22 protein-coding genes and 1 riboswitch are annotated in these 26,419 nt (G+C 48.8%); of the genes, 20 read left to right on the top strand and 2 right to left on the bottom strand.

What is annotated here, in order from left to right:
- The first annotated feature begins 123 nt into the window (after positions 1-123).
- Positions 124-1,257, top strand: coding sequence for a YdeI/OmpD-associated family protein (locus tag ACTCCX_RS06345; protein WP_463275220.1), 1,134 nt, complete (start codon positions 124-126; stop codon positions 1,255-1,257).
- 178 nt (positions 1,258-1,435) lie between these two features.
- Positions 1,436-1,921, top strand: a complete 486-nt coding sequence (tnpA, locus tag ACTCCX_RS06340) for an IS200/IS605 family transposase (protein ID WP_463275219.1) — start codon at positions 1,436-1,438, stop codon at positions 1,919-1,921.
- 428 nt (positions 1,922-2,349) lie between these two features.
- Here tnpA and ACTCCX_RS06335 read toward each other — a convergent pair whose 3' ends face one another.
- A complete protein-coding gene (locus ACTCCX_RS06335; protein ID WP_463275218.1) occupies positions 2,350-3,129 on the bottom strand; it encodes an SMI1/KNR4 family protein in 780 nt (259 codons plus the stop codon).
- Between the two features lie 182 nt (positions 3,130-3,311).
- Here ACTCCX_RS06335 and ACTCCX_RS06330 point away from each other — a divergent pair, with 182 nt between their 5' ends.
- From ACTCCX_RS06330 to ACTCCX_RS06285, 10 genes are all read left to right on the top strand, one after another.
- Positions 3,312-3,869 carry a LemA family protein gene (locus ACTCCX_RS06330; RefSeq protein ID WP_463275217.1) on the top strand — a complete coding sequence of 186 codons (558 nt, stop codon included), beginning with the start codon at positions 3,312-3,314 and terminating at the stop codon, positions 3,867-3,869.
- Positions 3,870-3,905: 36 nt separating this feature from the next.
- Complete coding sequence (gene htpX / locus ACTCCX_RS06325) at positions 3,906-4,814, top strand: zinc metalloprotease HtpX (RefSeq protein ID WP_463275216.1); 909 nt, start codon at positions 3,906-3,908, stop codon at positions 4,812-4,814.
- A gap of 229 nt (positions 4,815-5,043) precedes the next feature.
- Positions 5,044-5,793 (top strand): hypothetical protein, encoded by a 750-nt coding sequence (locus tag ACTCCX_RS06320; RefSeq protein ID WP_463275215.1) that lies wholly within the window; start codon positions 5,044-5,046, stop codon positions 5,791-5,793.
- Between the two features lie 178 nt (positions 5,794-5,971).
- On the top strand, positions 5,972-7,057 hold the full coding sequence (locus ACTCCX_RS06315) for a D-alanine--D-alanine ligase (RefSeq protein WP_463275214.1): 1,086 nt from the start codon (positions 5,972-5,974) through the stop codon (positions 7,055-7,057).
- A 137-nt stretch (positions 7,058-7,194) separates the two neighbouring features.
- Positions 7,195-8,571 carry a UDP-N-acetylmuramoyl-tripeptide--D-alanyl-D-alanine ligase gene (locus ACTCCX_RS06310; protein ID WP_463275213.1) on the top strand — a complete coding sequence of 459 codons (1,377 nt, stop codon included), beginning with the start codon at positions 7,195-7,197 and terminating at the stop codon, positions 8,569-8,571.
- 404 nt (positions 8,572-8,975) lie between these two features.
- Positions 8,976-10,541 carry a DEAD/DEAH box helicase gene (locus ACTCCX_RS06305; protein ID WP_463275212.1) on the top strand — a complete coding sequence of 522 codons (1,566 nt, stop codon included), beginning with the start codon at positions 8,976-8,978 and terminating at the stop codon, positions 10,539-10,541.
- A gap of 126 nt (positions 10,542-10,667) precedes the next feature.
- The gene (gene acpS / locus ACTCCX_RS06300) at positions 10,668-11,018 is read left to right on the top strand and encodes a holo-ACP synthase (RefSeq protein WP_463275211.1); all 351 of its coding nucleotides are present in this window, start codon (positions 10,668-10,670) and stop codon (positions 11,016-11,018) included.
- Between the two features lie 14 nt (positions 11,019-11,032).
- Positions 11,033-12,154, top strand: a complete 1,122-nt coding sequence (alr, locus tag ACTCCX_RS06295; protein WP_463275210.1) for an alanine racemase — start codon at positions 11,033-11,035, stop codon at positions 12,152-12,154.
- Between the two features lie 378 nt (positions 12,155-12,532).
- Positions 12,533-12,578, top strand: a riboswitch (PreQ1 riboswitch).
- 6 nt (positions 12,579-12,584) lie between these two features.
- Entirely contained in the window at positions 12,585-13,073 is a 489-nt protein-coding gene (locus tag ACTCCX_RS06290; protein WP_463275209.1) for a QueT transporter family protein, read from the top strand.
- Positions 13,074-13,216: 143 nt separating this feature from the next.
- Positions 13,217-13,864, top strand: a complete 648-nt coding sequence (locus ACTCCX_RS06285) for an MBL fold metallo-hydrolase (RefSeq protein ID WP_463275208.1) — start codon at positions 13,217-13,219, stop codon at positions 13,862-13,864.
- A 162-nt stretch (positions 13,865-14,026) separates the two neighbouring features.
- Here ACTCCX_RS06285 and cbpA read toward each other — a convergent pair whose 3' ends face one another.
- Positions 14,027-14,668 (bottom strand): cyclic di-AMP binding protein CbpA, encoded by a 642-nt coding sequence (cbpA, locus tag ACTCCX_RS06280; RefSeq protein ID WP_463275207.1) that lies wholly within the window; start codon positions 14,666-14,668, stop codon positions 14,027-14,029.
- A gap of 385 nt (positions 14,669-15,053) precedes the next feature.
- Between cbpA and ACTCCX_RS06275 the strand changes: the two genes are divergently transcribed.
- The 8 genes from ACTCCX_RS06275 to ACTCCX_RS06240 all read left to right on the top strand — a co-directional run bounded on the left by ACTCCX_RS06275 (position 15,054) and on the right by ACTCCX_RS06240 (position 26,386).
- On the top strand, positions 15,054-16,388 hold the full coding sequence (locus ACTCCX_RS06275; protein WP_463275206.1) for a hemolysin family protein: 1,335 nt from the start codon (positions 15,054-15,056) through the stop codon (positions 16,386-16,388).
- Between the two features lie 70 nt (positions 16,389-16,458).
- The gene (locus ACTCCX_RS06270; RefSeq protein ID WP_463275205.1) at positions 16,459-17,187 is read left to right on the top strand and encodes an O-methyltransferase; all 729 of its coding nucleotides are present in this window, start codon (positions 16,459-16,461) and stop codon (positions 17,185-17,187) included.
- 496 nt (positions 17,188-17,683) lie between these two features.
- Positions 17,684-19,060 (top strand): L,D-transpeptidase family protein, encoded by a 1,377-nt coding sequence (locus ACTCCX_RS06265; protein ID WP_463275204.1) that lies wholly within the window; start codon positions 17,684-17,686, stop codon positions 19,058-19,060.
- Positions 19,061-19,268: 208 nt separating this feature from the next.
- The gene (yycF, locus tag ACTCCX_RS06260) at positions 19,269-19,976 is read left to right on the top strand and encodes a response regulator YycF (RefSeq protein ID WP_463275203.1); all 708 of its coding nucleotides are present in this window, start codon (positions 19,269-19,271) and stop codon (positions 19,974-19,976) included.
- Positions 19,977-19,982: 6 nt separating this feature from the next.
- On the top strand, positions 19,983-21,830 hold the full coding sequence (gene walK, locus ACTCCX_RS06255) for a cell wall metabolism sensor histidine kinase WalK (protein ID WP_463275202.1): 1,848 nt from the start codon (positions 19,983-19,985) through the stop codon (positions 21,828-21,830).
- Positions 21,827-23,143 carry a YycH family regulatory protein gene (locus tag ACTCCX_RS06250; RefSeq protein ID WP_463275201.1) on the top strand — a complete coding sequence of 439 codons (1,317 nt, stop codon included), beginning with the start codon at positions 21,827-21,829 and terminating at the stop codon, positions 23,141-23,143. Before walK ends, ACTCCX_RS06250 begins: the two co-directional genes overlap by 4 nt.
- On the top strand, positions 23,133-24,044 hold the full coding sequence (locus ACTCCX_RS06245; RefSeq protein ID WP_463275200.1) for a two-component system regulatory protein YycI: 912 nt from the start codon (positions 23,133-23,135) through the stop codon (positions 24,042-24,044). The genes ACTCCX_RS06250 and ACTCCX_RS06245 overlap by 11 nt, the downstream gene beginning before the upstream one ends.
- Positions 24,045-24,520: 476 nt before the next feature.
- Positions 24,521-26,386 carry a DUF2207 domain-containing protein gene (locus ACTCCX_RS06240; protein WP_463275199.1) on the top strand — a complete coding sequence of 622 codons (1,866 nt, stop codon included), beginning with the start codon at positions 24,521-24,523 and terminating at the stop codon, positions 26,384-26,386.
- The last annotated feature ends 33 nt before the right edge of the window (positions 26,387-26,419 follow it).

Raw genomic sequence — 26,419 nt, 5'->3', positions numbered from 1 at the left:
TGGAATTCTCATCAACCGTAATAGCTCATCTCGGTGAACTATGTGTCGTCAGGGCGTGGATTTTGCGGTGGATTGCAGGGTCTGCTATGATGGTTTCAACAAGACACAAGGGGGTAAGCGAAGATGGCGTACGAACCTAAAACCAAGCCCACGGAAGTGTCCGTGGAGAAGTTCATCGAGGAAATCCAGCAGCCGCAAAAGAAAGAGGATGCTTACGCGCTGTTGGCGTTGTTTGCGGAAGTGACCGGAGAAGAAGCCAAAATGTGGGGGCCTAGCATCATCGGATTCGGGAAATATCATTATCGGTATGCGAGCGGCCATGAAGGCGATGCCCCGCTGGCTGCTTTTTCGCCGCGCAAGACCGCGCTGACGTTCTACTTTATGTTGCCGGATGGAAAACGTGAGGAGTTACTTGCGAAGCTCGGCAAACACAAGACCGGAAAAGGCTGCGTGTACGTGAATAAACTTTCCGATATCGATACAGCTGTGCTGAAGGAGATGATCCGGGAAGACATCGCTCACGCGAACCATCTTTATGGCGAACAAGCCGCAGACAAACCAATTCCGGCAACAACGCCGATCACGAAACGGTTGGGATTCGGAAAATTCCAAAAGCGTGCCGTTCTGGGGAAAGAGCGCGCCACAGCTGACGATTTTGCGGATTTGGAAGCCTATGATACGGATCTGGATTCCGAAAAATACGATCTGATTTTTGCCTACGTGCTGACGCTGGAGGAACTGAAGGCACGCGTCTGGGATACGATCAACGCGGAGCGCCTGAATCCGGAAGGTTACCTTTATATCGCTTATCCGAAAATCGGGAACAAAACCTATGCCACATCCGTGCACCGCGATGCCATCTTCCCGAGTCTCGGGGTGGATGACGGCAACGGCTTTGTCGGCGACAGCACCCTGAAATTTGCGCGGATGGTCAAGTTGGATGATACATTCACGCTCGTCGGGATGAAAAATGATGTCAAAGGAAAAGGCAAACCGGCCAAAACAAGCAGCGGCAATGTGGCCGACTACGAGAAATTCATCCCGGATCTGAAAAAATATCTGGATACCGGGCATCCGGCTGCCGCAAAACTTTATGCGGAACTAACGCCAGGCTATCAGCGGGATTGGGCGCGCTACATTTACAGCGCCAAGCAAGCCGCTACGCAGGAGAAACGCAAAGCGGAAATGCTGGATATCCTCGGCAAAGGCCATAAGACGAAGAATCTGTACCAGCAGTGGCTGAAGGGACAAGGGTAAGCACGCACAAAAAAGGGGATTGCCGCAACGCGGCAATCCCTGTTTTTGTGGAAATGAAAACCATGGGCTAGGCCCATGGTTCCAGAGAGCTTCCAGCGGTGTATTAAAAAATCCTCGCTAAGTGCTAGAATATATTTGGTTCGCCAACCAATATTCATGACTTAGGAGGATTCTTTATATGTCTCAAGACAAAAATAGTTTAGCACATACCACATGGAATTGTAACTATCACATAGTTTTTGCGCCCAAATACCGGAGGCAAGCAATTTACGGAAAGATAAAACAAGATATAGGAGTCATACTAAGGCAGTTATGTGAAAGAAAGGGTGTGGAAATAATCGAAGCCACTGCTTGTGTGGATCATATCCACATGCTGGTAAGCATACCGCCCAAGATAAGCGTATCCTCGTTCGTAGGCTATCTAAAAGGGAAAAGCAGCCTTATGATATTTGATAGGCACTCCAACCTGAAATATCGATATGGCAACCGAAAATTTTGGTGCACGGGATATTATGTCGATACGGTGGGGAGAAACAAGAAGATAATTCAAGAATATATACGCAACCAAATTCAAGATGATATAGTGGCAGAACAATTAAGCCTATTAGAGTACACCGATCCATTTACAGGAGAAGAAGTGCGCAAGAGTAAAAAGAAAAAATAAAGAGCCAGACCTTTAGGTCTAGCCCGTGACAGTAGTACAATTGGCGAACCATTCAGAGCCCCTTTAGGGGTTGGTTAGTAACAAAGGCTTTCAGCCGTAGAGCAAACCACCCGTTCACACGGGTGGTTTTGATTGGCTGTTGTTATGAGGATTCTGTCTCCAGTGAACAGCTGTTTCACCGGAAGGGCATCGCTTCTCCTGTGAACGCAGGCTTCGCCGGAGTTCCGACTGATTTTTCGGTTTCTCCTCCGACGAGCCCTTCCCCATCGGAAGTGACGCCCTTTATGCGGCACCAGCTCCGACGAGCGAACCCTCACCGGAGCTGGCCACTGATTTTGTGGTCCCTACTCCGGCGAACGGCCCCCCACCACTACCCCCACCAATGCTGCCTCGGCTGCTCGCCGTTCTGTTCAGGCGCACTCGCGCTTTCAGTCATCCGCCAGCTCTTTTTCCAGCGTTCCGGCCAGCGCTTGGATTGCAGGGTCAGAATCGGCAAGGAAGCCCGCCAGTACTGCGTGGATGGTATCCGGAAGTTCGTTCCGGAAGTAGAGGATCTGCGTTTCCAGCGCTTCACAGGCGATGCTGCGGCACGCCGCATCCGGATGCTTGGAAAAATACACGATCCAATGGAGATACCACAATTTGTCCGGATCGTCCTCGAAGTGCAAAAACAACTCGGGTAATCCCGCGGCATCGGCCAGCAAAAAGGCGTGCGCGCCTTCTGTGTGCGTGAGCCGGATTTCCTCGAGTACGGCAATGGGCGCGGGAATCAAGAGACGCAAAAATTCAGCGAAATCGGCAGCAATCGTCTGCCAATTGTCCGTTTCGATATCGATGTGACGGATACCAGGCTCGCCGGACGGGGATAGCTTTGAATAATCGAAGGCAAAGAGTTGGCTGCCGTTGATGCTGAAAAGCACGAAATAATCCGGCAGACCCGCAGAGTGGGCAACTTCTTGCTGGGCATACAGGCTGTTGTTCGGCTCGTCATGCAGTCCGAGGATTGCGTGGACCGAAGCGTAGTCGATTCCGTCGGATGTCGGCTCCTGGGTAGGGATCCGCGAGCACAGCAGATAGCCGCCGTTTTGTTCCGCCAGCAAGTCAAGGTAGGCTTGAGGCAGGTCGGCTGCTGTGACATTTTTGTAAAACGGCTCGGTTTTGAAGAGGATTGGCAAATTCTTAAAAGTGTGTTGCGGGATGAAATACATAGGAACACCTCATCTGATTTTCTTTCTTTCATGATAGCACATAAGCCGACACTTTTCGGAAAAGAGAGGGTTGGTCTATTTTTTTACAAAACCGCGAGACTCTTCTATAATGGAAGGTGTAGACGGAAAATGGTCTAGGTCAGCCGCAGAGGCGGCGTAATAGAAAAGGAGCTGTGAACAATATGAATTGGGCAATAGGTATCATTGTAGTGGCAGCGATCATCGGGGTAGTCTGGATTTCGTTGTATAACAGTCTTGTGAAAAATAAATTGTGGGTAACAGAAGCTTGGAGCCAAATCGATGTCCAATTGAAACGCAGGAACGATCTGATCCCGAACATCGTGGAGGCCGTCAAAGGGTATGCGAAGCATGAGCAGGAAACGTTGACCAAAGTCATCAATCTGCGAAATATGATTTCCGATATGGGCACGGAGGATCCGTCCAAGAAGATGGAACTGTCCAATCAACTGTCTAGTCAATTGCGGACTGTTTTTGCTTTGGCGGAAGCGTATCCTGATCTGAAGGCGAACCAGAATTTTCTGGCTTTACAGGAAGAACTGTCCGCAACGGAAAATAAAATCGCTTATGCGCGCCAACTGTATAATTCCAGTGTGACACAATACAACATCAAACTGGGCACATTCCCAAGCAATATTGTGGCGGGAGTCCATGGTTTCCGTCCGGAAGTTGTTTTGGCAACACCGGAAGAAGAAAAAAATGTACCGAAAGTATCGTTCTGAGTGAATTTGATTTAGACGGAAAGTTGGTGAGTACCTTTGCTCCATCAACAAATTGAGCAGAATAAACGGCGTACTGTGCTGATCGTATTCTTATTCTTTCTCCTGTTTGCGGCGTTGGGTGCGGCAATCGGCTACCTGAATTGGGACAATGCCTTGTCCGGCCTTGCGCTTGCATTCATCATCGGAGTGGCCTATGTCGCCATAATGGTGGCGCAATCTACGCAAGTGGTCATGAGCCTGAACAATGCCAGGGAAATAACCGACAAGGCGCAATTCCCGATGCTCTGGAACATCGTGGAGGAAATGACGATCGTGACGCGGTTGCCGTTTCCCAGGATTTTCATCATCGAGGACGAAAGCCCGAATGCTTTTGCGGCCGGAAATTCGCCGGAAAAGGCGTCCGTAGCCGTGACGACGGGCTTGTTGAAGAAATTGAACCGGGAAGAATTGACTGGGGTTTTGGCGCATGAGTTCGCGCATATCCGCAACTATGACATCCGTTTAGCCACTGTCGCTTTGGCGATTGCGGGACTGATCGCTTTTTTGGCCCAATTCAGCACCCGGATGATGTTTTGGGGCGGCGGCGGCCGGCGACGCAAAAGCGATAACAGCGGAGGAGCGGGCATCATCTTGCTGATCCTGTCCTTGCTGATCCTGGTCCTGGCGCCTTTTGTGGCCACGATCATCCGACTGGCGCTTTCCCGCAACCGCGAGTATTTGGCTGATGCGAGTGCGATTGAGTTCACGCGCAATCCGGAAGGGCTGAAATCCGCTTTGATCAAAATAGCAACAAGCGAACCGATGGAAGCGGCAAATGCTGCCAGTGCTTCACTCTATATTGTGAATCCTTTCAAACGCATGAAAGAGGGCGAAACAGAAAACGATGGCCTGTTTTCGACTCACCCCTCAACGGCAAACCGAATCAAACGCCTGGAAGCTATGTAAATAGCTTCTTTTTTTTCGGACGTTTTATCCAAATTGCATAAATAAAGTTCGGTTTTTTAAGTGAAAACCCTTTCAATTTGTTGCTATTAAAAAAAATAGGAGAAAAAGACAAATTATCTTTGTAAAAGATACGGATTTGTAATAATATTAACATGGTACTGATACCTTAATCGGTTTTGCACGTAGTAGAATGATAATCAGGGATATTATGGAAAGGGGGGGATCATTCATGAGCGAAGATATGTTATATGTTCATTATGAAACAGTCAGCAATTATGTTTTGAGCAAAGGGATAGCGGTGAAAGATTACACAAAGTTAGTCCGGAAGCTTCCAGAAAATTTGTTGTTGGTGGACGGAAGAAAAAGTATTGGAACATATGATAATCATACCGGTTTTCAGGTGATCAAAGGCCAGGAAAACGTAAAAGCGTTCTTCCAAAAGGGGACGGACAATCAAGCCGCCATGGGTAAATGGATTGATTTTGTGAATGTGGATATGCTGCATCTCCTCACCCCAATCGAAGTATCCGAGATTCTTTACATCGCACATGCGCATGCGCACCTGCACTCACCGTTCTATTATAAATTACAAAATAACTACATCTACCTCACGTTGCCGAATGGCTTCATAAAAATGTACTATCGATACCTGGAACAATTCCATGAACTGTTCGCTGAAGCCATCACCGTCAAGTTGGAGGAAAAAGTGAATGAGAAGAAGCGCTTTTATCAGAAAAGCAAAGAAATTGCGCCATTCCCGATTGAACGTGTGAAGGAATTCATTCCGATCTTCAAAGAAGGAGCTGTGATCTCCTTCAGGCAGATGAGCATCGAAGAAAACACATACTGCATCCCATTGTTCATCGCAGAAGACCGTTACGCCAGCATCGGCGGCCGTTTCAACGAAAAAGATTCGGTAGGCACCATCTGTTATGACATGGATCGCAATGAATGGAAAATAAATATAGATTTCGAATAAAAGCCTAAGCCGAAACTTAGGCTTTTTGTGTATCACATCGGGACACAGTCCGGATGTTTTGTCCCCGGCTGCAGGGCTGCCAATCCACTTTTCGCAAAAAGCATTTTAGGTGAAAAATAAATGTGGTACAATGTTCCTTGAGTTAAAGCAGTTATCAAAAAATTCGGAGGATTTCTCGATGAAAATTTATTTGATTTATGGCGGAAAGAGCGCTGAGCACGATATTTCGATCCTGACAGCACATTCGATCATAAAAGCGATCTATTTCAACTATTATGAAGTTGTGCCCGTCTATATCACTAAGGCAGGCGCGTGGATTCAAGGGCAATCCCTTTCTGAACCAGTGGCATTCGCTGAGAACCTTTACTTGGAGCCGGGTTCCGAGAAGCGCTTTGCCGATTCGCAGGATGGGAAATCCTACGGCGAGCGTATTTCCCCTGCAGACATCCAATCTGAAGATGCTGTCATTTTCCCAGTGTTGCATGGGCCCAATGGTGAAGACGGTACGGTTCAGGGGCTGTTTGAAGTCCTGAATATGCCGTATGTCGGCTGCGGTGTCCTCGCCAGCGCCAGCGGAATGGACAAAATCGTCAGCAAGCATCTTTTCCAACAGGCAGGTTTGCCGCAAGTGCCTTACGTTGCCGTTACCCGCAATGACTGGAAAAATGACCGCGAGAAAATCTTCATCCAATGCGAAGGCAGCCTGATTTACCCGATGTACGTAAAACCGGCCAACATGGGCTCGAGCGTCGGCATTTCCAAGGCCACGAATGTTGAAGAGTTGACCGCAGCGATTGAAACAGCTTTCCGTTATGACCGTCGCGTGGTCGTCGAACAAGGCATCGAAGCCCGTGAAATCGAAATCGCGGTATTGGGGAATGACGATGTTCATACCTCCGTACCCGGTGAAATCGTTAAAACCAAAGATTTCTATGACTATGAAGAGAAGTACGGCAATGAAGAAGTATTGCTGCAGATCCCTGCTCAGTTACCGGAAGAAATCACCGCTAAGTTGCAGGATTATGCAACAACCGCTTTCCGAGCACTCGACGGCAGCGGGTTGAGCCGTTGCGATTTCTTTGTGACCAAAAACAACGAAATCTACATCAACGAAGTCAACACTTTGCCTGGGTTCACTTCACGCAGCATGTATCCGTTGCTTTGGGAAGAAACGGGATTGAAATACAGTGACTTAGTGGAAGAGTTGATCCAGTTGGCCTTGAAGCGCCACAAAGAAAAATTATCCTATCAATTTGTAGAATGATGAACGAAAGGCCGTGATTTTCCTGATCGCCAGCAGCACTGAAAGCATGGACTGCTTGCTGTGAATCGAGGGAAAGGACGGTCTTTTTTTACAGCAGCCGAGAGAGCTGCCTAAAAAAAGGAAATGAGGAACTCCAAATGAAACCAATACGTATCATCGATGTTGTGAAAGCTGTCGGAGCGATTGACTACACGTCAGCCAACCGCTTCGCTGAAATAACTTCTGTTGTCTTCGACTCCCGTAAAGCAGCGCCCGACAGTTTGTTTGTGCCCTTGCAAGGGGAAACGGATGGCCATGATTATGTCCAATCGGCAATCAAAAACGGCGCAACCGCAACTTTATGGAGCCGTGAAGCGGGGGAAGCACCTGAAGATATTGCCGTCATTCTGGTGGATGACACGCTGGAGGCTTTGCAAAAACTGGCGGAAGCCTACCTGAACATGATCCAACCAAAAGTGGTCGCGATCACCGGCAGTAACGGAAAAACCACAACCAAGGATATGACGGCGGCTGTCCTGTCCGCCCGTTTCCGCGTCCACAAGACGGAAGGCAACTACAATAATGAAATCGGCATGCCGATGACCATTTTGGAGATGCCGGAAGACACCCAAGTGCTGGTGCTTGAAATGGGCATGAGCAATTTCGGCGAAATCAGCTTGCTGAGCCGCTTGGCAAGACCGGATGTCGCCATCATCACCCTGATTGGGGACAGCCATCTGGAGTTCCTCGGAAGCCGCCGCGGCATCGCCAAAGCCAAGTTGGAAATTTTGGAGGGGCTGAAGCCTGAAGGAACGTTCATTTATCCTGGTGACGAGCCGTTGATTGCCGAAGAATTGCCTCAGGAAAACACCTTCCGCCTGCTGACTTTCGGCACGGAACAAACGGATGCGGTCAATGCCTATGACATCGTTCCTGGCAAAACCAGAACAACTTTCCATGTGAATCTGGATCCGAACGTCGATCTGGAAATCCCTGTATTGGGCGTGTACAATGTCCGGAATGCATTGGCTGCGTTGGCAGCTGCACAGGTACTGGGCATGACGATCGCTGAGATGAAGGAAGCACTGGCGACCTTCCAGCTGACCGCCAACCGCACACAGTGGTTGGATGGCGTAAATGGCTCCCAGTTGTTGAACGACGCTTACAATGCCAGTCCGACTTCGATGACGGCTGTACTGCGTTCATTCGCGAATCTTCCGCGTGAGGGCAAGAAAATTGCCGTGCTCGGGGATATCCGTGAATTGGGCGAACGTTCTGCCGAAATGCACGCTGCTTTGGCAACCGAAATTTCCCCTGCAACTTTCGATCAAGTCTATCTTTACGGTACAGAAATGACCGCCCTTTATGAAAACTTAAAGTCTGCCTTTCCGGAAGGGACACTATATCATTATGTTGGAGAGAAGGCGCCGTTGATCGATAAGTTGAAGGCTGAGCTGCAAGAAGCCGATCAAGTGCTGATCAAATCCAGCTTCGGCACTGATTTGTTGGCGGTTGTGGCAGCGTTGCGTGTATAATAGGAAACGTAAGGGGCCAGCATGGTATGTGTCGTCGCAAAAGCAATGGCAACCCTTTTTCAGTCAATCGGAGTGTGGATGTCAAATGTCGGTAAATTGTAGGTTTACTTGTCATTTTCATTAGAAATATCCTTACAGCAAGGTTTTTTTGTAAGAAATTTCATTATTTTAAGGGAAAATGATTTGTAAAACTCTTCGGAACGTGTTATTATTGCTGATGGTAAGAATAGAGAAATAAGAGGGTTTTTTCTGCGAAGTGCAGAATGTTTGATTTATCAAGCTTTCTATTCAAGGGATTAAGTAAAAAAGGTTTATCTTTTATTTATAAGATTATGAACCGCATGAGATATGTGGGTAAAAGAAAAGACTCTCTAAATTTTAGTTTCTCAAAATTAGGAGGAAACATGAAATTTTCAGAATTAGGGTTAAACGCGGAGTTATTGAAGTCGATTGAGCAAATGGGATTTGAGGAAGCAACACCGATCCAAGAACAAACCATTCCTTTGGCATTGCAAGGGTTGGACGTTATTGGGCAAGCACAAACAGGTACTGGTAAAACAGCTGCTTTCGGATTGCCTATGCTGCAAAAAATCGATAACAACAACAAAGTTATTCAAGGTATCGTTATTGCACCTACACGTGAGTTGGCTATCCAAACGCAAGAAGAATTATACCGTTTGAGCCGCGACAAAAAAGTATCCGTGCAGGTTGTCTATGGTGGAGCTGACATCAACCGTCAAATCCGTGCTTTGAAAAACAAACCGCAAATTATTGTCGGAACACCAGGTCGTCTTTTGGACCACATCAAACGCAAAACAATCCGTCTGGATCACATCGAAACATTAGTTCTGGATGAAGCAGATGAAATGCTGAACATGGGCTTCTTGGAAGACATCGAAGCAATCTTGAGCGAAACACCGGCTGAACGTCAAACATTGTTGTTCTCAGCTACAATGCCTGACTCAATCAAAAAAATCGGTGTCAAATTCATGCACGCTCCAGAGCATGTCAAAATCAAAGCGTCACACACTGCAGCTAACTTAATCGATCAGTATTTCGTTAAATGTAAAGACTTTGAAAAATTCGATACAATGACTCGTTTGTTCGATGTGCAAAATCCTGAATTGGCTATCGTATTCGGCCGTACAAAACGTCGTGTTGACGAATTGTCAAAAGGTTTGGAATTACGCGGTTACCGTGCGGAAGGCATCCACGGCGACTTGACGCAACAAAAACGTATGAGCGTATTGAACGCATTCAAAACAGGCAATTTGGATATCTTGGTAGCGACTGACGTTGCTGCTCGTGGATTGGATATTTCAGGTGTTACACACGTATACAACTACGATATCCCGCAAGATCCAGAGAGCTATGTTCACCGTATCGGCCGTACTGGTCGTGCCGGTAAAGAAGGTATGTCAGTGACTTTCGTTACACCAAACGAAATGGACTACTTGCGTACAATCGAAAACCTGACTAAAAAACCGATCACTCCATTACAACCACCGAGTGATGAAGAAGCTTTCCGTGGCCAAGTGAAAACAGCTATGGATGAAGTGGAAACATTGGTTAAAGAAACAGAAACAGACAAATACAAACGTGCAGCTGTTCGCTTGCTTGAAGAACACACTGCGGAAGATTTGGTGGCAGCATTCTTGAAGAGTCTTTCTAAAGATGCTACTGATGTTCCTGTTAAAATCACACCAGAACGTCCATTGCCTTCAAGAAAAGGTAAAGGCGGCGGTGGTTACAAAGGTAAAGGTGGCGGCGGCTACAAAGGTAACCGTAGTTCATCAGACAGACGTGGCGGCGGAGAACGCGGCGGAGATCGCAGTGGCAGCAGAAGTCGTTCAAACGACAGCAAACCACGCTCCGGCGGCAAACGCTATGATGAAAAACGTGGCGGCGGCAACACCGGCGCACCTAAAAAAAGCAGCCATAGCTTCACTATCCGCAACAGCAACGACTAATTCGTGATCAAAAACCTCTTCTCCAATTGGCCTGCGCCAGGAGAAGAGGTTTTTCTTATTTCGTTGGAAAGTGGGTTCGTTTTTGGTAAAATGAGAACAATGCATGCAGAAGAGGCGGTGAGTGGAATGATTTATGGAATAGGATTGGACGTAACCGAGCTGGACCGCATCACGAAAGCCTATGTGCGGCGTGCGAATTTTGCTGAACGGATTCTGACCGAAGCGGAAATGAAACTGTTCTTGTCTCTGAACGGTTCTCGCCAAATGGAATTTCTGGCAGGCCGCTTTGCCGCAAAAGAAGCCTTTTCGAAGGCTTATGGCACAGGCATCGGCAAGCTGTCCTTTCTGGATATCGAAATTTTGCCCGGAGAGAACCGGAAGCCTGAAATAACCAAATCCCCGTTCGAAGGGAAAGGATTCATTTCCATCACCCATTCGGGGAATATCATCGCCGCGCAAGTGGTATTAGAAAAGTAAAGGGGTCTTACAACATGGTAGTAGGGAAGCACCGTCCGACAACAGAAACCATCGATTTGGAAGCTATTTCGTGGAACATCCAACAAATCAGGAAGGGGCTGTCGCCCGGAAAGAAATTTTTCGCGGTCGTCAAAGCGGATGCCTATGGATTGGGAGCCGTTCCGGTCGCGAAAAAGGCGAAGGAAGCCGGCGTGGACGGTTTTTGTGTCGCGCTCTTGGATGAGGCGATGGAGCTGCGTGAGAATGGGCTGTCCGATGATTTCATCATGGTTGTGGGCCCAACGGAAGCAGAAGATGCTGCGCTCATCGCCGATAACGGAATCAGCGTGGCCGTCACGGCAACGGAATGGCTGGAAGCGGCCTTGCCGCATCTGCAGGAACGGAAAACGCAACTGCCGATCCGTGTCCATTTGGCGATCGACACCGGTATGGGCCGCATCGGGCTGCGTACGGTCGAGGAGGTCAAAGTCTTCGAAGCGCGGCTAGCGGAACTGGATGGCTTTGTTTTTGAAGGCATCTTTACGCACTTCGCAACGGCCGATGGCGAGGATCCGACCTTGGTCGAGCGGCAACGCATTTTGTTTGAAGAGATTCTGGCCGGATTGGCGCAAAGGCCGCCGATTGTGCATCTGGCCAATTCCGCGATTTCGCTTTGGCATGAAGCGTTCCGGACGGATGCGGTCCGCGTCGGAATCGCGATGTACGGCTACAACCCTTCCGATACCGTGCTGGAGCTGCCGTATGAACTGAAGCCGTCCGTACAGTTGGATACCCAGATCAGCTACGTCAAACAGATGCATGAAGGCGACACGATCGCATACGGCGCCCGCTATCGGGCTTTTGAGGGCGAATGGATCGCTACGCTTCCGATCGGCTATGCCGACGGATGGAGACGGGATCTTCGCCATCAGACGGTCATCGTCGACGGACAGCGCTGCCCGATCCGGGGAGTCATCTGCATGGACCAGTGCATGATCAGTCTGCCGAAAGAATATCCTGTCGGGACGAAAGTGACGCTCTTGGGGGAAAACGGCGGGCTCGTCAACAATCCTTCCGAGATGGCGGTGGAAATAGATACGATCGGGTATGAAATCCTGACGGGAATCAACGCCCGCGTGCCACGGATCTACAAATAGAAGAATAGCAAAATCGGGAAAGCTGTCGGGTACCTGTGTACAAGGTCTGACAGCTTTTCTTATTGTTTTCAGGAATGAAACGAATGTGGGCGAGGAGCTGCCGGCAGCTCCAACTCCGGCCAAGAGCAAGTTCGCCGGAGGAGGGCCGCCGAATGGTCTCCCAGCTCCGTTCAAGGCTGTCTCACCGGAGGAGAGCTGTCAAATTGGATCCCAACTCCGTTCAAGGGTGTTTTACCGGAGAAGGACACTCGTGCGGGCTCCTCTTCTCCGGTTGGCGCTATCTCCAGTAATGAAAACAGTAATGAAAATCCGATGAAAATACAGCATTTGTCGTTTTCAAAAGCAAACAGATATGGTAAACTGTTTGAGCTCTTGGAGGAGCGCGTGGTTCGTCGACCATCCCACGAAAAAAAACTAGGAGGTTTTCAGGTTGAGTACAAGAAAAATGGTTATCAATACAATTATCGCAGCACTTTATGTTGCCATGACAGGGATTTTTGCTTTTATGTCATTCGGTGCCGTCCAATTCCGTGTTTCAGAAATGCTGAATCATCTGGTCGGTTACCACAAGGATTACAAATACGGAGTTTTGGCGGGAGTCTTCATCGCCAATCTGATTTTTTCAACATTAGGGGCTTGGGACTTGGTGTTCGGATTCGGTCAGACATTGATTTCTTTCCTTATTCTCGAGAAACTTTTCAAACCCAACGATTCTGAAATGAAGCGCATGATGATGACCGCGTTCGTCTTCACGGTGACGATGGTTCTTGTCGCTATCGAGCTCTATATCGTGCTTGGTCTGCCGTTCTGGTTCAGTTTTGTGACGGCGGCATTTGGTGAAGCTGTCGTGTTGGTTGTGTCCGCACCGCTCATGAAGTACATGAACAAACTTATCGGTTTTGCCGAGAAAATGGCTTGATCGATTCAAAATGAAGATGAGAAAAACTGGAGAACGGGGGCTTTTGCTGGATGAACAGCGGAGGCTCCAGTTTTTTTGCTAGGATATTTCTCATCGTTCTCTTATAATAGAGAGGTAATCCAAAATGAGGGGGGAATCAGTATATGGAAATGTACGCAATTACAGTCGGTCCTATCCAGGAAAACTGTTATTTTTTGATCGGAGACCATGAAAATGACACGATCATCTTTGATCCAGGTGAGCAAGCGGAGGACATCATCGCAGCCATCGAAGAGAATGAGTTGCATCCGATCGCGATCGTGCTGACGCATGCGCATTATGATCACATCGGAGCCCTCGAAACGATCCGGGAAAAATATGACGTTCCCGTCTATCAAAATCCAATCGAACGGGAATGGCTGTTGGATCCGGAACTGAATGGATCAGCACGCAATCCTAACGTTCCGGATGTACGACTGGCGAGGGAAGCGGATGTCTTCTTCGAGGAGATGGGATCTTATGAAATCGGTGAATTCCGTTTTGAGATGCAACATATTCCCGGACATTCGCCAGGAAGCACCGTCTTCATTTTCCGCGAGAACGGGTTCGCGATCGTTGGGGATGTCATCTTCAAAGGAAGCGTCGGCCGCAGCGATTTGCCGGGCGGCAGCCATGAAACTTTGATTGAAGGAATCCAGAAATATATCGTACCTCTTCCGGGGGAAACGGTCCTGTTCCCGGGACACGGCGATCCTACGACAGTAAGAGAAGAAATCTATTCGAATCCCTATCTGAACGGCGCTACCCGCTGATCCGGGTTCGCGCGAAAAAAGTCGGACAAGCACAAGGCTTCGTCCGACTTTTTTATTATGAGGTTTTAGATCGGGTAGGCGTCTGGAGCCGGAGCGGAATTCCCGATGAAGGCTTCCTCACCGGGAATTCCGCTCCGGACACTTAATGTGACGGGGTGTACTTCAGAAATCCACTTGTAGGTTTTCAATCTCCGTCACGCGGAAATCTTTGCGTTCCAGCGCTTTTACGATGGCGTCCAGAATTTGTTTTGGCGTGCCGGCGGGTAAGGTGACCAATATTCTGCGCAGAGCGTCCTCGCGGTTGATGTCCAGGGAAATGCAGCTGGCGATGGAGGAATAGCGGTTGATGATCTTTGTGATGTGGTACAGATCGCCTTTTTGGCCGGGCGCGATCACGGTCAGCACATAGCTTCCGACATCGATGCTCCATGACTGGGCCAGCATGTTCAACAAAGCATTGTGGGTCAGGATGCCGTAAAAGGTCATGTCTTTATTCAAAACGGAAATATAGGGCAGTTCTTTGATGGTAAAAAATACCTTAAAGAACGAACTGTCTATCGAAATGAATTTTGTGGCATTCTTCAGCAGATGCGTGACGGGCAGATTCATGTCGCCGCCGTTTGCTTTATGCCGATAGATATGCATTTTGTAGATATTTCCACGGAAAATGGTTTCTGTTTCGTCCAGAATCGGAACACAACGAAAACCGGAATCTTCGAGGATATCCAGCGCATCCCGAAGCGTGGCTGACTCTTTGACGATGGTCAACTCCCGTTTGGGGATGGCAAGTGAGCGGATAAGCATATAGTTTAAATCCTCCTAAAAACAAGGTTGTCTAATGTGATAATAACATTAAAACGAAAAAAAGCAACGGTTATAAACACATAGTTGGAAATTCTTAAACATTTGACAAATCAAGCAGTAAAGCCCTTTCAAGGGAATGTTAGATTTATCTGAACATTAGATTAGGATGAGAACACTTGTCGGCGCAAGTAAGCTCAAGCAAGAAGATCAGGACGCCTCCAGCAGGTGGTCCATGAAAAATTTCTTGATTTTTCGAGTGGAGTTCACTATATTAAGTAGTATATAATTGAACGCAATCTATATTTTTTTATGCAACTGACCAGTGCCTTGTTTCAGGACATGCCCCAGTTGCGTGAGTGACCATAAAAAAGGAGAAAAAAATCATATGAACCCAGACCCCGAAGGCCAGTCGTTACTTTCAAAAATAGCATTGATTCTAACCCTGACTTTACTGAATGCTTACTTTGCCTCAGCAGAATTGGCATTTGTTTCCATCAACCGTTCCAAAATCGAGAAGTTGGCCAAAGACGGTGACAAGAAATCCCAGAAGGTTTTGCGTCTCTTGGAGAATCCGGATGATTTCTTGGCCACTATCCAAGTTGCCATCACATTTGCCGGATTCTTCAGTAGTGCGTCAGCTTCATCCAATTTCGTCGGTTATATCGAACCATTGTTGGGAAGCATCGCAGGCGGTAAAACGATAGCGATGGTCATCATCACCGTTATCCTTTCCTACATCACGCTCGTGTTTGGTGAACTGTATCCGAAACAGATTGCCTTGCAGATGCCCGAAACCATCGCACGCCACACCGCTGGCCCGATCGTTGTCGTCAAGACCCTCTTCAAGCCTTTCGTTTGGCTTTTGTCATTTTCGACAGGCATCCTGAAGAAGCTGACACCGATCGAATTCACGAATGAAGAAGAGAAGCTCACCCGTGATGAAATGAAGGCCATTCTAGCGCAGAGCCGGGGCGAAGGGGTCATCGACCCATCCGAGTTCACGATGATGCAGGGTGTGCTTTCGTTGGACACGAAGCTTGCCCGCGAATTGATGGTGCCGCGGACCGACACGTTGATGATGGATTTGGATGATGACTTGGAATACAATATCGCGCTGGTTCTGAACAGCCAATATTCACGGATTCCGGTTTACGAGGAAGATAAGGACAATGTCATCGGCGTTCTGCATATGAAGAATGTTTTGAAGGCTTCGAAGGAAGTCGGTTTCGAGCGGATAGATTTCCGTGAGTTGGTCAATACGCCTTTGTTTGTCCCTTCCACTATTTATATCGATGATCTTTTGGTCGAGTTCCGCAAAACCCACACGCATATGGCCATCATCAAAGATGAATACGGCGGCGTGGAAGGGATCATCACCCTTGAGGACCTTCTGGAGGAAATCGTCGGGGACATCGAGGATGAATACGATGAAATTTACCGCCTTTCGAAAAAAATCGATGATAATCATTATGTCGTCAATGGGCGCATGCCGCTGGACAAGTTCAATCAATTGTTCAAGACGGCGATCGCTTCCGAAGAAGTGGATACGATCGCCGGATACATGATCGAGGAGCTCGGCTATTTTCCGAAAGATGATGAGCAAGCCACGATCCAGGCTGAAGAGTACCTGCTGACGACTACGCAGGTCGAAAGCGGCCGGATCCGCGGCATCCGTGTCACGAGAGAGCCCGTGCCGGAAGTTATTGTCGAAGATGAATAAGCGCAAGGCTGGGATCCATTCCCAGCCTTGTTGCCATTAAGAACAGAGTACGCGATAAGGAGAAAAAAGTATGGCATTGAACGAAATGATGGACAGACCCGTCGTAAAGAAAGAACTGGTCGCTTTTATGCGCGACAGACTGAAACGTTTCCCGGGAGAATTGGGGGAACTGGAAAAGCGCGCGAATGAAAAAGGCGTGCCGATCATCCCGCACGAAACAGCGGTTTTCCTGAATATGCTGCTTGGCCAGATCAAACCCAAACAGATACTGGAAATCGGTGCGGCAATCGGTTTCTCCGGCAGTCTGATGGCCCAGCACGTAGGAGCGGATGGCCATGTCACGACAATCGACCGCTTTGAGGTCATGATCAATCATGCAAAAGCTAATTTTGAAAAACTCGGCATCACGGACAAAGTGACGCTGCTGGAAGGCGATGCGGCTGAAGTCCTGCCTACCTTGTCAGGACCGTACGATTTCATCTTTATGGACAGTGCAAAAGCCAAATATTATGAATTTCTGCCACACTGCATCCGGCTTCTGAAGAAAGAGGGCATGCTGGTCATCGACGATGTCTTCCAGGGAGGCACCATTTTGGATGACGAAAAGGATGTACCCAAGCGTGTCCGCAAAATCCATCGCCGCCTGAACAAGCTGATGGACACTGTGCTGGACCACCCGGCATTGGAGACTTCGCTCGTGCCGCTTGGCGATGGCCTGCTGCTGATCGTCAAAAAAGAAGACTTTGATTTCGGCTATATTTTGGATGAAATAGAAGCGGAAAAACAGCAACACGCGTAATATCAGGGCTGCCTCGTGAAGAGGGAGCCCTTTTTGAGTGCGCCTGGCTCCGGGGTGCCGGAGCCGGGTTGACTGCAAAAATCGCGCTCTGCTCCGGCGAAGCAGCCGCCTATCGGAGGTGGCCGGTAACAATCGGCTGCAACTTCGGGGAAGCCGGCCTTATCGGAGAACGCAAGCAGAATGAATGCCGAACGCCGGCGAAGCCTGCGTTCACCGGAGCAGAGCGACGCGATTACCTGACCCGAGATGCGCCGCAGCGCTGATCTGCGCCGCCGGCAATGGGGAAAACGGAAATGAAAATGGAGCATGGCCGTTTGCATTTCTTACGTATTGGTATTATGATAAGGTTCCAAGGGAAGCGGACCTATTATAAAAAAAATTAAGCTAAAACAGCTTGCTTTTCGAAGAAAACATGGTAAAGTAATAAAAAGTAAGCTTCGATTATTTGTAACAAAAACGTAATCTGATTGTAATGAAACGAGAAGGTGGTCTGAAAGTGAAAAAGAAACCCATCATCATTGGTGCTACAGCGATTTTATTGGTCGTGGCCGGATACTTTGGTGCAGGTAGCTATTATAAGGATAAATTCTTACCGAATACGATGCTGGATGGCATTGACATATCGAATGATACCGTAGCCCAAGCAAAAGCAGAGACAACAGCAGCAATCGCACAAACACAGATCCAAATCGTCGAAAATGGAGAGACTATCTATGCTTTCACACCCGCTGACCTGGGTGTTTCCATCGATAACACCGAAAAATTGGAAACGATGAAGGCGGAACAAAATGGTTGGGATTGGCCAATCCTTCTTTTCCAAGAAAAACAGGAAGAAACCGATCTTAGCGGAATATCCGTTGATGAAACGTCTTTAGGGAATATTTTGGCGGCGATGCCGTTGGAAAACGACAGTCGTACAGCTCCCGTGAACGCAACAATCGTCAAAGGAACGGAAGGCTATGAAATTTCTCCGGAAACGGCAGGAAACAAGGTCGATCTGGAATTGCTGAAGACGACGATGTTGGAAGCAGTCATTGCCGGAGAAACCGAAATCGATCTGGCGCAAGCCTATCAACAACCGACATTAACGGCAGACGATCCAACTTTGGCGGAAACTTTGCAGAAATTGGACGATTTGACTGATACCGTCATCCAATATACAATCTCCGGACAGACCGAGACCGTGCCGCAAACGGCCATCATTGACTGGTTGGGCGTAGACGAGAACGGCGAAGTGTCCGTCAATCGCGAGGGTGTTACAGCCTATCTGCAGGGGCTCAGCGATACATACAGCACCTATTCCCGTACGCGGGATTTCTTGGCAACGGACGGCGAAACAGTCCAGGTTCCAGCCGGCACGTATGGATGGACATTGGCTGTCGCAGATGAAACGGACAACCTGATCGAATATGTTTTGGCGGGTGAGGATGTGACGGTAACACCGAATTATAACGGCACCGGTTATCATGCGGACGGTGCGGACATCGGCACTACCTATGTCGAAGTAGATCTTTCAAGCCAACATATGTGGTATTACCAAGATGGCGTCGTTGTGCTCGAAACGGATATCGTTTCTGGCCATCCCCTGACGCCGACTCCGACAGGGGTCTTCTATATCTGGAACAAAGAAGAGGATGCCGTTCTGAAAGGCTACAATCCGAAGACCGAAAAAGATTATGAATCGCCTGTCGAATACTGGATGCCCGTCGATTGGACGGGGATCGGCATCCATGATTCATCTTGGCAGCCTGCTTATGGCGGTGACTATTGGCTTACTGCCGGCTCGAATGGTTGTGTCAATACGCCACCAGGTGTCATGGCTGAATTGTTTGGGATGATCGGTATCGGAGTTCCGGTCGTCATCCACAGCTGATGTATCAATGAACAAATGCCACAACGTCCAATAGGGGATGAGCCATCAGTCAGGGAACGATTGATGGTTCGTCCTTTTTTGTACAGTTGTCGGGATCTTGCCGCGGGGTAATTCAGGAACGCTTTGCACTTAACCGGTTGCAATTGTATAATAAAGAGTAGACGTTCCGAAAGGGACAGGGAGTTTCATGAAACAAGGAGGTTTGAAGATGAAAAAGGTACTAGTGGTAGACGATGAGAAACCGATTTCAGATATAATCAAGTTTAATCTGGCCAAAGAAGGTTATGATGTCTTCACCGCATTTGATGGTGAGGAGGCCTTGGCGCAATTTGCGGAAGTGGGCCCGGATATCATCCTGCTGGATCTGATGCTGCCGAAAATGGACGGTTTGGAAGTCTGCCGGGAAATCCGCAAGACGAGCGACGTGCCGATCATCATGTTGACGGCAAAGGACTCTGAGATCGACAAAGTGCTTGGGCTTGAATTGGGTGCGGATGACTATGTCACGAAACCATTTTCGAACCGGGAATTGGTCGCGCGCGTAAAAGCGAATTTGAGGAGACAAGCGGCTCCGGTAGCGGCACCTCCCGAAGAGGATGATACGAATGAAATCAAAATCGGATCCTTGGTCATACACGAAGATGCGTATATCGTGTCGAAGCGCGGGACAGAAATCGAGCTGACCCACCGCGAGTTCGAATTATTACATTATTTGGCGAAGCATATCGGCCAAGTGATGACACGGGAGCATCTGCTGCAGACTGTCTGGGGCTACGATTATTTCGGCGATGTCCGCACTGTCGACGTGACGGTCCGGAGACTGCGCGAAAAAATCGAAGATACACCGAGCCATCCGACTTGGTTGATCACACGAAGAGGAGTAGGCTACTTCTTGAAGAATCCGGATCAGGAGTAACAGTATATGAACAAAAAGATACGTTTGGTCCATTCCATCCATTTCAAGATACCGATGCTGTTCATTCTCCTACTCTTGGTATCCTTGCAACTGATCGGGGCTTACTTTATCCGTGAACTGGAAACGAAAATGATCAGCAACTTCGACAGCCAGATGAGCCTGAATGCGGGCTTTCTGGAGAAAACGCTGCAGCCGATCCTGATGGCCGATGACACGGAAAAGCTTGAGCAGTCGGTACAGACCATCCTCAGCGATTTTACGGGTGCCAACATCCTGGAAACGCAAGTCATGGATGAGCAGGGGTATATTCTCGGAATCAATGATCAAACGCTGCAAGCCTTGATCGGAACGAAGTCGACGGATCGGGATGTCCAACAAGCCATTCTTCTGGATGCATCCTCTTCCTATCAATATGTGAAGGAAGACACGAACAGCCGCGTACTGAAGAACATCAGTCCAATCTATTCGACGGACAATACAGGTACACTTATCGGCGTGTTGGTGATGGAATCGAATATCGAATCGGTCTATTCGCAGATGAGCCAGACGGTCAGCATCTTTCTGAATGCTTCGGTCGTGGCGATCATCATTACGATTGTGCTGGCTGTGATCATCTCCCGCGGCATCACGCGTCCGATCTCCGAAATGCGCCGACAGACGGCGAACATTGCCGATGGGGATTATTCCGGCAAGGTGACCGTCTATGGAGCGGACGAATTAGGCGAATTGGCTGAGACGATCAATGATCTGTCCTACAAAGTCAAGGACGCCCAGGAAACGACGGAGTCGGAGCGCCAAAGGTTGGACAGTGTCCTGCGCCACATGACGGATGGCGTATTGGCCACCGACCGCCGCGGCAAGATCATCATCATCAACAGCCGGGCGATGGATCTGCTCTCGATTTCACAGGACAAAGCAATCGGGCAATCGATCATGAAGGTGCTGAAACTGGGTGAGAAATTCACTTTCCGCCAGCTGTTGGAGACGCAGGATGAGTTGATCCTTAACATCCCTACAGACGATCAGGATACGATTCTGCGCGGGGAATTTTCTGTCATCCAGCGGGAATCCGGCTTCATCAGCGGATTGGTGTGCGTGCTTTCGGATATTACGGAGCAGGAAAAAGTCGAACAGGAGCGCCGCAGCTTCGTTTCCAACGTGTCCCATGAACTGCGGACACCGTTGACGAGCGTGAAAAGTTACACGGAGTCACTAATCGACGGTGCTTGGGAAGATAAAGACATCGCCCCGGAATTCCTGAAGGTCATCTCAACGGAGACAGATCGGATGATCCGGATGATCACCGATTTGCTGAACTTATCCCGGATGGATCAAGGGAAGCAGGATCTGAATCTTGAGTTTGTCAGCATCAACGAATTGATTGCACACACCATCGATCGCTTTGAAATGGTGTTGAAATCAGAACAGTACCGCAACAAAAAATATAAGATCGAACGGGACTTTACGCAGCGTACGCTGTGGGTCGAAATCGATCAGGATAAATTCATCCAGGTCATCGACAACATCATGAACAATGCCATCAAATATTCTCCGGACGGCGGGAAAATCACCTGCAGACTGATGGAGACGCACAACAGTGTCGTCATCAGCATAACCGATGAAGGGTTGGGCATTCCGCGCAAGGATATTAGCCATGTCTTTGACCGGTTCTACCGGGTCGATAAGGCCCGCGCACGTTCGATGGGCGGCACCGGGCTTGGCTTGGCCATCTCCAAAGAGGTCGTCCAATTGCACGGCGGCAAAATCTGGGTGACCAGCGTGGAAAATAAAGGATCGACTTTCTTTATTTCCTTGCCGTACATTCCGATGGATGAGGAGGACGAATGGGGATGAAACATAAAGAATCACCGATGCTGAGCGCGCTGCTGTATACTTTGGTCGCAATCAGCCTGTTCCTTACGGTCAGAATCCTTTCCACTCCGAGTACGGTCGGGTTAGGCCAGAGTTCGACAACGTCCGTCTCCGCCAATCTGACCAACACGAAGAAGATAGAGGATGTCTTTGCGCCGATAAGGATGATCATCCATACGGATAAGCGCATTTACTTGACGCAATCACCTGAAATCATGCAGAGCGTTAATGATCTGTTGAGTGAAAGCGTGTTTGGCGGAATCGAGGGAGTCTCCACCTACTCGCAGGCAGAGTATGATGCGCTCATCCTTTCGCCGACGCAACTGGAGATCCGCTTTGCTGAGGAGGTTCCGCTGGAGCTGCTTTCGCGTTATTTCACGAATCTCCAGGAGAACTATTACGATGAGGGCATCGATCGGATCATCCTCAACTCAAAAGAAGAAGATCCCGTCTATCTGTTGAATGATGAGACGAAGCAAGTATTCGCAGCAACGCGGCCAGATAACCTGCTGCAGCCTTTGGCGGAGCTTTACGAGGGGCAAAAGGAAGCCTATATGGAAGTGGAATCGTATGAGTCCGAATCAGCCATCTCTTATCTTCCGTCTGAGGCCATCACAATGCAAAAGTTGGTCTATCTGGTTGAAAAGCCTTCGAACAGCTATTTCATCGATCTGCTTTTTGATGATACAACCGACCTGAAGGATAATGGGAGCGATGCATTCGTGAGCTACAGCGACAATATCTCCGAATTAAGCATTGATAAGGAAACCGGGCAGTTGAGCTATTACCGCAACATCCTCGATGCTGAAGAGGTGCCTGATTACCGGCTCATCCGCGACAGTTTCCATGAAATCAAGATGTTGGATAATTGGACGAATCCTTTTTACTTCTACGGGTTCGACAAGGGGACCGACAACGTCTATTACCGCAGATACGTGAACGGCTATCCGATCTTCGGGGAAGTCGATTACGGTCTGACGCAGATTCATATGTCCGGATCATCCTTGACGGAACTGCAATTCCTGACGCAAGTCATACAGACGCCGCTGACGGATCGTCGGGAGGACATCACGCTGTTGAGCGGGAAGGATCTTTTGGCCGCATTGGATGCAGGTGGCTACAGCAATCAAGAAATTCAGATGATTGCCTTGGGCTATGACTGGACCTTCAGTGAAGAATCCAACCGTCTCGTCAATCTGACGCCTAAATGGTTCATCCAGATCGATGGCGCATGGAAGGCGCTGGATCAATGGATCGGCGGAACGGAAACGGAGGCGGATGATAGTGGACTTTAGACGCATCAAAATCATTTTTATCCTCACTTTTGCAGCTTTGAACATCTACCTGCTCAGTGTGTTGTTGGAAAAAAATGCGACGACATTGAGCTTCGGAAGCGAAAGCAGCACGCTGAACATCGAAGAGGCAATGAAGGCCGACAACATCAGCTTTCCGACTTTGTCGACCGATCAGGAGAAGATCCCTTTGCTGAAGACGGACAAAGGCCTCACATTGGAGTCCGATCAGTCAAAATTGGTGAGTCAGACGACTGTATTTGAAGATGGTGTGCTGTTCAGCACCTTGTCCGAGCCGATCCCGCTTGAGGTTGATGCGGAAAATTTGGTGGTTGTCGACAGAACGCCGATCACGGATTTTATCCTGCAAGGCAATGTACTCTATGGAGCTGAATATACTTTCCTTACTTATTTGCCGCTCAGGAGACAACTGGTTTATGCGCAAGTCGCAAACAATATCCCGATCGGCGACAGTACAGGCAGCATCACGTTCAACCTGGATCCCGATTATGAGGTCATTTCCTATGAACAGACTTTTGCGGGTGCAGCAGAAGTGCAAGGCAACAGCCGGACTGTGATTTCACAGAAGCGTGCGGTCGAAGCTCTGTACCTCAACAACCAGATTCCGGCGAATGCCACCGTACGGACAGTGCAATTGACGTATTACCGCACATTGAGCTTGTCGGATATGGACATCTACAGCCCGATGTGGTACATCGAACTCGAAATCGAAAATGCGCCTTTGGAAATAAGGCGTGTGGACGCGTTGACCGGCAGCATCATCACGACGCCTACGGTCACGCTTCCGTCAGCCGAAGCGCAAGTCAAGGCGAAGACAGCCTCCAACAGCGCCTTGCTGCTGAAGGAAGCGGACTCTTCAGAGACAGACAACGCGCTGGACTGAAACGGCAAGTGCTTTTTAAAACAACACGAACAAAAGGAAGAATCTCGAAATGAGGCAATGGCATTAACTTAAACAACTTGACGACTGAAAAAAAGCGGGGGTGCAGTATGCATACCCGCTTTTTTTTGATTGCGAGGCCAAATTGTTGAATGTTCCTTGCCTATTCGATAATTTCGGTCCGATATGATGCCAAATTGTTGAATGCTTCTAGACATTCGATAATCTCGGCATAACCGGAAATCAAATTATCGAATCTACCGCTTATATTCGACAGTTTTGACCACTGGGCTGATCATTTCATCTGGACTCTGATCGCCAATCCCCTCTGATTTCAGCTCGCGTCTTATTTGTCAATGCCCTTAAGTTAATGACAATGAAAAATGAGGTTCTTCCTTTTGTTGTGCAGACATGTTTGTTAAAATGGGGGTATCAGAAGCATCAAGCTTGATGGATGGTATCGGAAGGGGAAGGTAACGATGAAACGGATAGGCTCGATTGCGCTGTTCATGTTCTTTTTTTTGATCGGATTTGGACAGAAGGAAGTAAAGGCCCGTTCCTATGAGATTACGAATTACGATGTGCTGGTCGAAATACAGCGGGATGGCAGCGCTTTTTTCACAGAGAGCATCACTTACGATTTCGAAGGGGAGTTCAATGGGGTACTTTATGATTTGGATATTTCGGAGGTGGCGGATCCGACCGATGTGAAGGTTTCGATGCAAGGCTATCTTTCGGAAAATACGTTCCCCTTTGCTTTGAGCGACACGGAGGAAGCGGGGACGTTCAAACTGGACAACACTGGTGATTTCCTGAAATTCACCGTATATAACAGGATGACTGATGAAATCCAGACGGTCATCTACCAATACCGCATTCCCGAAATCGTGACGAATTATAATGATATCGCTGAATTCAATCGCAAGGTCATCGGGTCCGCCTGGGAGGATCCGTTGAACGATGTGGACGTCACCATCCTGTTGCCGGAAGCGACTGGCGAAGAGGAATTGCGCGCTTGGGGCCACGGCGGCGATGAGAACAGTACCGTGACCCTGGAAGACAATCAAAAAGCCTTGCTTTACGTTCCGCAGAATCCGGCCAATCAGTTCGTGGAGGCGCATGTGATTTTCCCGACCCGCATTACGGCAGACAATCCGAACGTAGTGAACGAGGATAAATTCGATGAAATCTTGGCGCAGGAAGCCGCCTTGGCCGAAGAAGAAGAACGCAATGCGCTGCTTTTTGGCATCCTCAGTGCTGTTTTTGCTGTGATCGCGCCGATTTTGCCGATTCTGGTGTTCCTCTGGGTAAGGAGAGCAAGAAAAAAAGAGATTCCGCAGGAAATCCATCTGCCGGACCATATCTATGAATTGCCTGAGGACATGACGCCGGCCGTCATGAACGGTGCTGTCTTCAGCGGCAATGTGCAGGCTGCCGACATTTCAGCGACTATTCTGGATCTGGTGCGAAAAGGCTATCTGACGATTTCACCCGTGCAGATTCCCCAAAAAGGGATCTTCGGGCGGGAAAAAGCGCCGGAAGACTCCTTCTTGCTGACGCAGATCAAGGACACAAAAAATGCTCCGCTCCTGAGCCACGAAAAACAACTTTTGGAGTGGTTCATCAGCGATGTCGGGAACGGGGAAAGCGTCACACTCGATGATATCGAGAACATCGCCGACAATTCGACGGAAGCGAAACGCTTCAATGAGAATCGGGTCAAATGGCAAGAACGCGTAATGGACGTCGCCACGCCGAAACGCAAGAATTACCGTTCAAAGGACAATAAAAAAGGGATTGCCTTCGCAACTTTGGCTTTTGCCGCAAACATATTCCTTTTGTTTGGGGTTTTGTTCTCCGGCATCATGAGCGGAAACTTTATCGCTTGGGCGATCATCCTCGCCGTCTTGGGTGCTGTTCTCAGTTTCATCCAACTGATGGCAGTGGCAATCAAGCCAATCATGACGGCGGAAGGGGAACGGACGAAACAGGAATGGACCGGCTTCCGCAACATGTTGAAAGACGTGGGTGCTTTTCCGATGCGCGAAGTCGGATCAATCGCTTTGTGGGATCATTTCTTGGTCTATGCCGTTTCGCTTGGAGTGGCCGACAAGGTCATGAAGCAGATGCAGGTCGAGTTCCCTGTGAACGAAATCCAAGCCTCCGCTTTTGGCAGCTATTATTACATGAACAATGCCATCTTCCTGTCTTCGCTGAACAACAGCATCAACACAGGCGTAACCAAATCGATGCCGACTTCCTCCAACAGTAGCGGCTTCGGTGGCGGTTTCAGCGGCGGTTCATCCGGTGGTTCGGGTGGCGGTTCCGGCGGCGGTGCTTTCTGACGAATGACGTCGATACTTTCGAAAACATCCTAT

It is taken from the genome of Trichococcus sp. (assembly GCF_055118575.1).
Note: the sequence above shows the minus strand (reverse complement) of the source record. Positions and strands in the feature narration are given on the sequence as shown.